The organism is Devosia sp. (genome assembly GCF_028290645.1).
Lineage (GTDB): Bacteria > Pseudomonadota > Alphaproteobacteria > Rhizobiales > Devosiaceae > Devosia_A.
Genome location: NZ_JAQGJL010000272.1, coordinates 1 through 12934 on the forward strand (window position 1 = coordinate 1; position 12934 = coordinate 12934).

Sequence of the window (12934 nt, forward strand, 5' to 3'; positions counted from 1 at the left end):
GGTGGTCGCGCAAGTGGCTATTGCGGTCCACACAGCCTCGATGCGACGATCCAGCTCGTCCAGGGTTTGGGGAAGTGAGATGACCTTTGCAACCTGCGGGAAATAGGTGTTGGTTGCGCTCCTGATCAGCAGACGCAGGTCATGGGTGCACCCGTTCGGGTCCCGGTCGCCGATCCAAGGCCGCTCACCTCGGCAGGGCCCAAGTCGACCTTTCTGGAAGAGTTGTTCCAGTGAGAGCGAGGCTCCACAGTCACAGACAATGCGAGTATCGCGCGGATCGGCGCTGGTGCCCCCGTCCTCTAACCACATCTGCTCACGGCATTGCCCGGCCTGAGCCTCCGGGCCGTCCCGGCCGTTCTGGTGGAGGATACGACGCCAGTCGATGTCTTGAAGGTGCCCATCCTCGCAGCCACACACGAAACGGATCGGTGAAGCCTTGCGACGCTTGCCATCGTCCCCCCGGTGTTCCAAGCGACGCGGCGGGTCCAGGTCCTGGAACCGCACCAATCGCCGGCGATGAGGTGGATCGCCTGCGATAGCGTCACAGACGAACCAGAGGGGAAATACAGTGGCTTTGACGCCAGGAGGAATTCGCTTGGGATCGTTGGGATCGATCGGCGGAGTCCTCAGCTCCGGAGGATGATCCGCGACGAGGCGCCCGTCCTGATCGGCTAGTCGCTGGAAGAGAAGTCGCGAAAGCCGCGGCTCGTTGATCGACTGGAACGTGCCAGCTCCAAACATCTCCCAGTCGTCGATGCTGCGCACCAGAACCGATCGCTCGGGCAGATCGAGCATCGCGCCGGGACCATAGAGCCCGACGATTTGCCCGAGCCGAACCTTGTCATGAGCCATATGCGTCCCCGTTTCGTCGTTGCTAGTTGCCCGAAAGGGGCTGTCCATATGGGTCTGTGATCTTCAGGGCCGAGACGTGTTCGACGTCTCTCATCGATCGTCCGGCAGTGAAGCGGCGATAGCGCGGATCGAGGGTATTGAGCAGCGGATCGAGGGGATCGTGCAGCAGCGCCTTCTGCTTAGGATAGCCATAGTAGAGCGTTTCCGCGTTTGCCCTGTGATCGTTGGCAAGGAAGTCCCAGTCGTCGAGGATCGTCTCAATCGCGGCGGTCAGTGCCACGTGACCGCCGGTTACCGCGCCAGCCGGGGCCCGATCGACGAACGTCTTAATGATCTCGGCACGGAGGTTCGGATAGCTGGCGATTTCGGCAGCTGTCGGCTCCTGTGACAGCTCGGGCTGGACGTGACGAGCAATCGCGACGATCACTGCTGCGAGGGCGCGGTCCAGGGCCCTGGCGGCCCACGGGGTCACACTCGTGGCCTCGACCGCGCGATAGAAGCAGGCGTGAAAGTAGCGAAAACCCTCGTAGTGGAGCCGGTCGCGGGGCTTATGAGCATTCAGCAGCGCTAGCACCAGGCCGGGCTTGGTTGGCAAGCGCCCCACCCGGCTCGTGGCCTGGATGTACTCGGACGTGCCTTTGGGCTGCCCCTGGACCACCATAAACCCCAGTCTTCCTATATCGAGGCCGACGGAGATCATGTTCGTTGCTAGCGCCACGTCGACGCCGTTCCTTGGGTCGGCACAGGGTATGGCCAAAGCATCCTTGGCGGCTGCGACTTTGTCGGTGCTCTCTCGGGAGGTGAGTTCCAACACCTCCCTCAAACGACGATCGGCGAACGGCTGATCCGAGGGTGAAATTCTGCGGCGTTCGGTGCCATAGGAGCCTAGTCGTGCCCTCACCTCATCCTCGACGATGCGTCGTGCGCCGCCGAGTTCGCGCAGCGCATTGAAGTAGCAGAGCGCGGTCAGGTAGGGGTCGGCATCGACCCCGGCCTGCGCCTCTTTCTCGGCCGCCGCGAGCAGGGTCGTGAGCGCGCGCAGGAAGATCAGCTTTGGCCCCTTGCCTGGCGCCGCAAGGCCAAGATAGAGCCGTGCCGGCGTTTGGGTGGAAGGCACAGTAAGGGCGAAGAAACTGTCCCTGCGGTTCGGTCCCGGTGGGGGAAAAATGGCTGTCTTCTTGCGATCGAATAACGCCTCGATCTGCGAACTGGCACGGCGAACCGTGGCGGTACTCGCGACAATCTTCGGTCTGATCCGATGCTCGCCCCTATTTCGAGTGGAGAGCCGGTCGAGCGCGACCTCGTAGAGCGCTGCAACAGTCCCAAGGGGACCGCTGATCAGGTGCAGCTCGTCTTGGATAATCAGCTCCGGCGGCGCGAGGGAGTTGCCATTGTGCAGTGGCGTTCCATCACCTCTCGGATCAGCGGCACCGTAGAACCCCCAGTTGTCCATCCGGTCAACGTGCCCGAAGAAGGCGCCGGCCTCCGCCAACCACGGAAGCCCAGCGAACTTGTCCACGGTGGCGATGACGAAAGCGGGAAGGCGCCGATAGATCACCTCGTCAACGGTGAGAATTGGCAGCGCTCGATTGCCTGTGAACGCGCAGGTCGGGTTAGCACATCGGATTTCCATATTCTGCGGCGCCCTGGCGCTCGGAACACACGCGAAACTATCCGGCACGAACGGTTCGCCGCACCAAGGGCACGCCTTGATTGGAGCGGGCGCCTCCCTGCCCGTGCTACGAAAGCGGCGCACTCGAGCAACCGCTGTGTCCTTCCGTCCATCTCCCGTCTTGCCGAGCCGGTTCGGCGAAGCCGCGGAACCGACCCACAAGCCGATTTCTATGGGCCACTCCCCGAGCATGCGTTTGCCGTTGTCCTTCCATGCTTGCTCCTCGCGCATTAGCTCTAGGGCACAAACAACACCAGCGGCACGGGACAGCTGATCCAGCGTCAAGAGGCGCAACGTGTAGCGCATCAACACGGCCATGCCCGCTCCCAGGACACCGCTATTGGTCAGCCGTCGATGTGCAATCGTCCAAGCCGAAAGGCCAAGATAGGCCTCGGTCTTGCCACCGCCGGTTGGGAAAAAGAGGAGGTCAACAATCTCCCGTTCCGGGCTCAGTTCGTCCTGCAGCCCGGGAAGGTTGAGAAGTATGAATGCCAACTGAAAGGGCCGCCACTTCGGCCGCTGCTGAGTAGCAGGGTCTCCGTTGGGCCCGGCGTTGCGCTGGCGGGCGGCGCGAGCTACGGCCTCGTTCATCGCTTTGAAGGCAAGGCGGGAGAAACGATCGCGCTCAAGTAGGGCGATGCCGGCGGCGATACGGCCACGCGCCTCGCGGGCGGCGCCGATGAGGCGGTCCGCCGTGTTCCGCCGTGGCTGTCCGGCTATGGAGCCAATGACTGTCTGTTGCGCGGAAATCCACACCTCATAGAGTGCCGGCAGCTGCGCAAGACCTGCGGCGAGGCTGGTCGGAGCATCCGCGAGGTCGGCGAGCGTTTCCATTTCGAATTCGACACCCGCGATCTTCTCATTCGGCTCAACTCGCTCGACCTCGGCTGACGGCAGAAAGTCTGTGTGAGCCGCCCTGACGATCCCGTCCTTATCCGCTTGCCAGCCGGCCGACGTGTTGGTGCCTCGGGCATGCTCGACAACGTCGGCATAATGCAGGTCTGCGAGAGCAGCATCCCTATCCTGAGAGCCATAGCCCGTCATGTCGGCGCGAGGGTAAATGCCCTGGGCACAGCGAACCTCGAGCCGGACTTGGAAGGCATACGTGAGGTCGACAAAGCGTCGGCGCGTGGGTGGCCTGCGATTGACGACCATAACCGTCAGTGCACGCAGTTGCCGAACGGTGCCATCGGGTTCCGCAACAGCATACTGCCGAGCATGGGCCTCGATTGAAAGCGCCCCGAGTGGTCGCTGGTCGCCTGCGGAGTTGGGCACGGTCACAGATTGACCGCGCCCGTCGGGGACGGCGATCGTAAGCGTCTCTCGGTGTGGCTTACGCTGCCACTGGACATTTCGATACGCGGGGTCGAACTGGGTGGTCTCGTCGAGTAGCACCTCGGGTGGGAGTGGTGGCACTGTCACGTAATCCCCCCAGCTGAGTGTCACCTCAACTTGCCGCCCGGAGGCATCGACCAGCACTGTCAAACCGAAGGAAGACGGCGCTCGGCTCTTTCGCGCCGCGGGAGTGTCGTCAGGCGCATCGTCAGCAGCCCGCCCGCCGCCTCCCTCGGGGTCGCCCGCATCCTCTTCACCTAGGAGCGGATCACCCTCATCCTCCACGGCAACTTCATCCTTCTCGTCCTCCGGAGCAGGAGCAATGAAGCCGGTGAGGTACCAGCGGGACGGGTTCTCCTTCAGACGCTCATCGAACAAGTCGGCATCCAGAGGCCCCGGGCCGATGAGATCGCGACGAAAGATATCGAGGATGCGGGAACGGACAGGCTCGGACGTGGTCGGTGCGCTGGGCATCACTAAGCCTTCGGTTGCTCTGTTGCTTCGTTGTAGTCACTAGCTCTGGACGTCAATTCGGTCTCGCGGCCGCAGGTCGGCGATCTCGATCGCGGTCTTGGAGGCGAGATCAAGCAGGCTCTCGTATACGTTTAGGTCTAGGGCGGGACCGTAGTCGTTTGCGAACCGATGCCCGACCCGCTCGGCGAAGTCCTTGGTCTTTTCCGGCTTCAGGAACAGGTGTTCCTCTGGGGGCCAGAGGAACGGAAGGTACGTAACTATGGTCCATTTCGCCCCGTCGTGAGGTTTTAGCGCGTTCTGCATGCCACGCAGAGCGACCTTCCCCTCTCCCAGGGCGAACCGGGCGGCTGCTCGAACGAAGTCGTCACCATTGGGGCCACGCAGTGTGTCCCGAACTCTTACCTTTTCGAACACCGAGAGCATGTTCGTCTGATAGGCGGACAATACGGCTTCGGTGAAGCCTGACCCGGTCGCCGCCTGCTCAAGGGGTGCTCCAGCTTCCAGCTTGTTCTTGAGAGCGACCTTGTAATCACGTTCGTCGCCAGTGTAGCCGGCCGACTGAAAACCATTCGGGAAGAACTTCAAGAACCGGGCGCGCGCGCCGGCGAAGCCGAAGTAGTGGGGGTTTGCCTTCCCGGCCTCGTCGTGCAGGCGCCGCCAGACGTCATCAGCGTCGGCTCCCGCAAGACAGACTTTCCCATCGGCCAGACCAAAGAACTGGCCGTCCTTACGCACAAGCCGTAGGTCGAGCTTGCCAAGTTTCCCGCTGCGGATCGTCTCGGCCTTGCTCATTTATTCACCCACTTTGCCGTCAGCCTCGCCGCTTTGCGTTCCTCAAATTGCAGCCGCCATTGGCCGTCGAGGGTCCACCAAGAGGTTTCGGCCGAAGTCCGTCCCCGTACCAAGACGAATTCGTGGATGTCCGGCTTGCCGAGCGCGTCCGTTACGATGGCGATCCGGTAGTGCTTTTCCGGCTTCCGAAGGCGCTGATAGCGACTCAGACAATCAAACTCATTTACTGACAGATCAGCGACAACATCCCCACCGGACCGACCCTTGACCTCGACATGCAACATCTCGTCGCCGCGGGTTGCCGCTAGATCGTAGCCGAGATTGTCCTTCTCCACCGAATGGACGGTGAACCCTAAACCTTCCAAATGGAGGCCTACGGACTTCACCGCAGCTACCTCGATCTGACGGCGCCTCTCGACATCAGCCTGCCAGCCCGAACGCCCGGTTTTCTTGCCCTTGCCGTTCGAAGCTTTGACAGCCGGCGAACTCCTCAGGTCGATGTCCCGGAGTATTTCGATGAGCCGCCTTAGGGCTTGTGACTTCGGCTTGGGGTAGAAGACCTTCTGTTGTCCGGGCCATGACTCGCTACCGCGACGCTGACGGGCGAGCACGAAGATCGGCCTCGCGTCAGGCGGGAGCAGCACGCAGTTTGCTGCTTCGGCCGTACAACGATAGCCTGCAATCTCGGTACCGATCTTGCGGCGGCGCGCGGGCGCGCCGGTTGGTTCCTGATCGTACCGATACACCTTCGCATCACGCCAGATGCCAACCACCGCGCGCCCACCTTGCTCCGGATGTGGCGCGGTCCACACAACCGTCACACCTTCCAGCACTTCGGTTTTCTTCGGGACAGGGAAGTGATCCTCGAAATGCAAAGTCCCAGTGGGCGGGACGTACCCATAGTATTGACCGTCGATGTCGCGGAAGTTGTACATTTCATGGCCATAGCCATGTTCGACTGCGAACTTGAAGCCGCCGGCGCTCAAGCTCGCGCGGTCACCATCATATTTGTCCATCCAAGCCGTATGAAAGACGATGATATCAGCCACGATCCTCGTCCTCTTGATCATCTGATTGATCGTCGATCCTCATTGCGCCAGTTGCGACGCCGAGGCGGAGTTCTTCGGCGTGGCGTTCGGCGTTGAGGGCGAGGAGGCGGGCGAGAACCTCGTCGCGGAAGGCGGATGGCCAAAATCGGCGACCCTGGAAGGTGTGGTCATCCTCATTGGCCTTGTCGAGGATAATCGGCTCGGCGCGCGCAGCTAGATCATCCCAGCCATAGGCGCCGAGCACCACGCAATCCATCCTGGCGTGCAGTTCGAGCAGGCGAGCGATGTCCTCGGCGCGTTCGTCAGAATCGTGGAAACGATTGTAGGTTTTTGTCATTCCCTCGCTGCGAGCGACCATTAGCGCAGCGCGATGGTCGTGATAGGTGCGGCCAGCGTCGCCCATCGCTGCTGAGGTTGCGAAGCCTTCGGGAAACGGGAAGGTCTGGAAGGAGTCGGAAGGGGTATAGCTGAGGTCGTCTTTCATGGTCGACGCGAAGAAGCGCGCCCAAATTTCATGCACTCGCGACTGTATCAAGCAAAACATCGCGTCTGACGCGGTCGCCAGAACAACCAACTTCTGATCAAACACGAGCTGCGTAGGAAGCCATGATACGGCCAAGTGCGGCGAGGTTTGCGTGATTGCCACTACTCGCGGCAATCCTTGGACGGCTGCGTAGAGCCCCGGTTGCCGGTCGCCAAAGCGCCACCATCGCTTTTTTCGGGCGGGACGGTTGTCCTGATCCCGCTTTGGCTTCACGAACCTTTCGACAATAGAGAGCAACTCCGGCCAGTCGGCAGCAACCCAATCCGGATAGTCCAGCGGCACGATACCTTCCCTGATGCATGCAAGCCGGCCTTCTTCGTTCATCGCCGCCCATGGTCGTCCACTTTCCTGACGCTTCAGCGGCGCCGCCGCGAAATCGATGATCCAGCGGCGGTTTAAATGGCGCGGATCGTTGCTGAATTCCTCTCCGCCGATATAGGGAAAGATGCGTTCCCGATTGTGCGGATTTGCACTAACGAGCTTTTGCATATCGTCGAGCGACAGTGACCTTCCCTTTCGAGCCGTTTCATCGTCAAACGTGAATCCGGCGCCGAGGATCACAGAGCCCTTAAAAGCTATCTTCGAATTTGCAAAAAGCCGCTCCGGCGAAGCGTCGAAGTGTCCCTCGACGAGGTACGCGGATATGCGTTTGACTGGCCGGTGATCGATAAGCAGCCGCTTTGCATTACCCTTCGCAATGTGAACAACGCACACCACAACCGCCGCCTCGCCCGGCCACCGCATGCGTCTGTTGGCCCGGAAGATCGTTCCTCCCGCAGCAAGGATGGCGGTCAGACCGGTTTCGCGCGTGTCGCCTTGGCGGATTGTATTAGTCGAGATTAGACCAAACACGCCGTCACGCCGGATTATGTCGAAGGCCCGCCGAAAGAAATGCGAAACCAAATCGGCGTTGCCATGGGCGTGTTGATGCAGGGTTTGCAGCCAGTCGATATATCCCTTCCTATTGCTCTTGCTTGTTGTGACCATTCCGGCAAAGGGTGGGTTTCCAACGATGACATCGAAGCCTGGATTTTCGCGTCCGAACACCTCCGGAAACTCGACCGCCCAGTGGAACGGAAACAGCGGGTGCTCGCCCGTACGCAGGCTCGCCGCGGCGCCGCGCAGCTCGTCCCACTTTGCCTCTCCGATACCCGAGACCCAGCTCTCGATGGTGGCGCGTCGTCTATCGCGCGCTTTCGCGCTGTCCTCGGCGAAGAAGGCGGAGATGACCGCGTCGCCCAGCAATCGCACCAACTCGACGCTCTCTTCGATATGCCTGTGCTTCTGTTCCAGCACGACGAGCTTGGTGTCGTCCGGCGCTGACTGTATTTCGGCACGCGACTTCGTCGCCTCAGCCGCGCGATCCGCCACAAACCTCTCGAAAAGAGGCAGGCCAGGCTTCGATGTATCCCATTGCATCGCCGCAATCTGCGCGGCGTCGAGACCAACGAGGCTGTCGCCGCATTTCAGCGCATGATCAACGAAAGTGAATTCATGGTCCCTTGCCAGCGTCGCCAACCACAGCGACAGCTTCGCGAGATCGACCGCGCGCGGGTTCTTGTCGACGCCGTATAGGCAACGCTGTGCCACCAAACGCTTTGCATGCAGCAGCTCATCCTCGTCGGGTGGGATTGCCGGGCGCGTCAATGGCCACCGCACCCAAGCCTTGACCAAGCGCTCGCCCAGCGCTCGGCAGGCCTCGACCAGGAAGGCGCCTGAGCCCATCGCGGGATCGCAGACCTTCAGCTCGAGGATTTGTTCCGGACGCACATCCGGGCCAAGGAGCTCGAAAGCCGGCTCAAGCGCATATTCAACGATGGGCGCGGTGAGGGAACGTGGGGTGTAGTGGCTGCCGGTGCGTCGCCTTTCGTCTGTCGGTTGCAGGAGCGGTGTACCTGGCGGCGATACCTCGCCACCGGGGGAGCCACGCTCGTCCACGATCGGCCGTAGTGCCGCGATTGTTGCCGCCTCATCCCCTGCTGCCGTCAGCGGCTTCGCCACCTTGTCGCCGAGGGCGTTGCGGCTCGCCTCTTCCTTCAGGAACTTGACCCGCTCCGATCCCTTTGTTGCCGCCAGCGCCGCGACGTCGACGTACACCGGCGTACGATCGTTCTTGCCAGCGCGTATGGCCAGTGCCGGGCCTGACCGCGTCTCGATGGTGAAGCCCATCACCGTCTCGTAGACGCTGCCGATCTGCTCAACATCGAGAGTGCGATAGGACAGCTTCTCGCCATCAAGCGTCAGCAGCCCATCAAGGATGCGTAGGATAGTGCCGTCTGAAACTGGAGCGGGTGACGGGCGGTCTCCAGCGGCGTCCTGCCCATGCAGGAACGGGAACTCCGCCGGGTCAAAGAGCTTGCCGCCGCGTCCCTTGATCCAGCCGGTGTTGTCGCCTTTATACACGAGGCGGAAAAGGGCAAGGAGTTGCGGCCACGCGCCCCGCCGCTCGTCCATCGTGTCGAGATAGTGCGCGGCGTTGTCGAGCAGCCGCGCATGGAGTGCTCGTACGCCATAGCCCTGATCATAAATGGCCCGGGCGTCCGCGTCGGTGCGGGAGGGGATCAGGTCACGATCCTCGGCGTAGAGTAGAAAGACCAGCCGCAGCAATACCGTCAGCAGTCCGTCGTAGAGATGATCCTGCCGGGTCGCTGCCAGCGCCTCGATGCGCTGGCGGTCCGCGGCATGGAGCCCGCGGAGCAAATCATGCAACGCGCCGAGAACCTGCCCGGCCAGCTTGGTCGAGACTTCGGCCTGGGCGTCTCGACTGGCCTTCAGCAACGCTAGCAGGCGGTGTTCGGGGGCGGCGTTGTGTAATTGAAAGGACGAGAGCAGAAGTTTGAGACCGCCTAGCATCGGCCGGCCACCAACCTCGCCGAGTGAGCGCAGCGGGAACGCCAGCCAGCCGCTAGTCTCCCCTCGTGGAGCATAGATAAAGCGTAGCTCTTCGTCAGTCACGAGGATGCCGGCCGGTACGCCCTTCTCTCGTAGCAGGCGCTCTAGCCGTTGGTGCGGCGTTGCCTCCCATCCCTGAAGAGCACCGCGGGCGTCTGGCGGTATCCCGCGAGCCTCGACCGCAACCAGCAGCTGCCAACCACCGCCGGGCTGGCAAACTGCCCAGGTCGGGGCAATATCGATGTCGCTTTCCTCAATCCTAAGCGACAGCTCGTGCGGCATAGGCGCGCCGCCATTAGTGCCCGCCACCTGTGCCGGCCGCCAGCCGAGAATTTGGTTGAAGAATGCCCAGGTATCGGCCAGAGCCGGTTCCCCTTCGTCCCCCGACAGCAGCGCCTTGACTTCGTCGCTGTCGAACCTGGTCTGCTCTGCCGGGTTTTGCCCGCGGTCCGCCAGCACGACAGGCGACACGACGAGACCGACGGGCTGGACGTGGCCAAGCCATTCAACGTTGGGGTCCGTCGCCATCTAGTTCCCCTCCGGCCAGAGGTAGACCAAGCCGATGGTCTCAAGCCGATCTGCAACGACCGTGTAGCCGTTGCGCACCCGCTCCGGCTCCTGCTCAATGTCGACGGCCAGCCGGTCGAGCTTCGTCTGCCAGTGCCGACGATCGCGCCGTCGCTGCTCCGCCTCGGCGGCGAGTTCGGGCAGGAATGACAGCTGCTGGTCATCCGGTTCGGCATTGGCTTTCGCGATGCGCTGCCGCTGCTCCTCAAGCAGTCTGCGCAGGGAGTTGGCTTCGGCTTCACCAATGCCGGCCAAGTTCCGACCCGCCTCGTTCTTGTTCTTCTCAGCGCGAGCACGAAGCTCGGGTTCGAGGTCAGCAGCATCCTGCGCCGCCCAACGCCGAATGCGCCCTATGATTTGCTCCGGGGGCGAAGAGGGGTTTTGCAGGGCCTGCTGAAGCTGCGTGAGTGTGGCGTCCTCTCGAGTGGCGCCGAAGGGGCGCAGTGGCGCGGTGCCGCGCCCGGCCTCGGTCCATGCCGCGGTCACAAGGATGATCTCCTCGTGCAGGCGGGTAGCTCCCGGTCCGTAGAGGGCGAGGCGGCCCAGCAAGACGACACGCGGCTGCGCTCCCGGCCCGCGGATGACGCAAGCCCGTGAAAGGCCCGTTGAGAAGCCCTGGCTCACGAAGCGTGACAAGAGGCGCCGGACCAGTCGGTGCTCAAGATGGACCTGGACGACGCCCTCCGCGTCGGCGCCCTCTTTGGTGGTAGCGGGCTTGAACGACACTTGCCTTAGCGGCACTCCCGAACGCCAATCCATGAGGCGTTCGGACTTCTTGCGCCGCCGGAGCCGCAGATCATCCAATGCGTCTTGCCAGCCACCAATGGCAAATGCGGGGTCAGCGGGGTCCAGGCGAAACAGGGGCGTGCCATTGACGTCACCGACCCGAGCCGCGTCCAACGACGTCCCTACCCGCGACAGGGCAGTAGCAACCACCGCCTGAAGTTCGTCCGTCTCCACACCAACCCGTTCCCGCGAGCGCTCTAGTGTGGCGCGCAGATCGTCGAGTTCCTTTGCTTGACGCGCCCTGCGTGCCTCGGTCTCATCGTCCATTTCTTGGACGGCAATGTGCTCGAGGCCCTCGTCCTGACCTCCTTCGATCTCCTGAGCCTGCGCTCGCGGCCGCCAGATGCCTTCATGCTCAAGTCTATCGGATAGCCTGTTGGCGATGACCTGTCCGGCTGACCCGAGCTGTTGTCGGATCAACTCCGTCTTGCGCACTAGAGCCTGCAATACGACGTCTTCGGGTCGCTGCTCATAGAGGAAGTAGCGGCACCAGACTTCTTTGGCCGGTTGTAGCTTGCGGTCGATACGGCCGTTTCGCTGTTCGAGACGGGCCGGGTTCCACGGCAGGTCGAAATGTATGAGATCGTGGCACCGCATTTGCAGGTTGATGCCTTCGCGCGCGGCGTCAGTGCAGATGAGAATGCGGAGCGGATCGCCGGCCGGGTCAGAATTGAAGCGACGCTTCAGCTCCTCGCGGCGGTCCGTGGACGTCGAGCCCGTGAAGATGGCGATACGAGTATCGGCATCCAGGTCGTCCAGCGCTTCTGCAAGACGCCTCTCCAGCCAGCGGCGAGTGTCTTCGTATTCCGTGAAGATGACGAGGCGGCGATTGTTCCAGTGCCCGTCTGGGGCGAGATTGACCCGAACCCACTCCACCAGTTTTCGCACACGCGCATCGGGTCGTATTGCGCACTTGCGGGCAAGTTCGAGCATCTCGTCAACCAACCCGATGTCAGAGACGCTGGAGGCGAGCATCCCTGCCGTCTCCGCCGCCTGATCCTCTTCGGCCTGCAGAAGATCGGCGGCTGTAGTTTCATCCTGGGCTTCGTCCTCAGTTTCGACCGCGCCCTCGACGAAGGAAGTCGCCGCGTCTTCCAGCCCTCCTCCGTCACCACGCAGAAGTCCCCGGCGATGTACCTCCAACGTCTTCGCAAAAGCTGCAATCGAAGACAGCAATCGCTGCTGCAGTCCTACAAATCCAAGTCGTGCAAACCCGGCCAGTCGGGGTGGCAATTCTGCCGCGCGGGCCCGCACCGCCTCGCCATAGGCCGCCAGCATGAGGGACAACTGCAGTTCTGGGGCATCGCCCGAAAGGCCGGAAATGACAATCGGCTCGACCCGTCGAACAGGAAAGGTCTCCCCGAAGTATCGCAGGTCGGACTTCAGCCGCCTCACCATGATCGCGTCGAGGTCCCGGGGGCGCACGGGGACGCCTCTCGTGAAGCGCTGCGGGTCGAGAATTTCGAGCAGAGCAGAGAAAGAATTTGAGTGGCCGTTGTGCGGCGTTGCCGACAGGAACAAGCGGTGTTCGAACCGATCAGCAAGCCCCCGTACGGCGCGCGTGAACTGGCTGTCAATTGCGTACCGGGAGCCGCTCGCCGGGGCGGCGTGATGAGCCTCGTCGAGGATGAGCAACGCGCGCGGCCGGAACGCACCGAGCATATCCCGCAGGCCACCGACGTAGGTCTCATCCACCAAGAGCGAATGCGAGATTATGAAGCGGGTGCCGGAGGCCCAAGGGTTTGCTCCGTAACCACGCTCCTGACGAAGCGTCGCCAGATAGTCTCGGTCGATGATGGTAAAGGCCAGGCCGAACTTACTCTCCAGCTCGTCTTTCCATTGCCGAACCATACCCGCAGGGGCCGCGACCAAGGCGAAGTCGACTCGGCGCCGCAGCAGCAGCTCCCTTAGCACCAGGCCCGCTTCAACAGTCTTACCTGCACCGACGTCGTCAGCGATCAGCAGGTTCAC

5 protein-coding genes and 1 pseudogene are annotated in these 12934 nt (G+C 62.3%); all 6 read right to left on the reverse strand.

Going from position 1 to position 12934, the window contains the following annotated elements; all coding sequences use genetic code 11:
• A pseudogene (locus JWQ89_RS14660) lies at positions 1–852 on the reverse strand (hypothetical protein); the annotation flags it as partial.
• 22 nt (positions 853–874) lie between these two features.
• Complete coding sequence (gene drmA / locus JWQ89_RS14665; RefSeq protein WP_299642187.1) at positions 875–4333, reverse strand: DISARM system helicase DrmA; 3459 nt, start codon at positions 4331–4333, stop codon at positions 875–877.
• A 39-nt stretch (positions 4334–4372) separates the two neighbouring features.
• The gene (locus tag JWQ89_RS14670; RefSeq protein ID WP_299642188.1) at positions 4373–5125 is read right to left on the reverse strand and encodes a hypothetical protein; all 753 of its coding nucleotides are present in this window, start codon (positions 5123–5125) and stop codon (positions 4373–4375) included.
• Positions 5122–6174: a DUF3883 domain-containing protein gene (locus JWQ89_RS14675; RefSeq protein ID WP_299642189.1), complete on the reverse strand. Its 1053-nt coding sequence runs from the start codon at positions 6172–6174 to the stop codon at positions 5122–5124. Before JWQ89_RS14675 ends, JWQ89_RS14670 begins: the two co-directional genes overlap by 4 nt.
• Complete coding sequence (locus JWQ89_RS14680; protein WP_299642190.1) at positions 6167–10138, reverse strand: DNA methyltransferase; 3972 nt, start codon at positions 10136–10138, stop codon at positions 6167–6169. The genes JWQ89_RS14675 and JWQ89_RS14680 overlap by 8 nt, the downstream gene beginning before the upstream one ends.
• The coding region (drmD, locus tag JWQ89_RS14685) for a DISARM system SNF2-like helicase DrmD (RefSeq protein WP_299642191.1) at positions 10139–12934 on the reverse strand (2796 nt) is incomplete at its 5' end. It abuts the gene before it with no gap.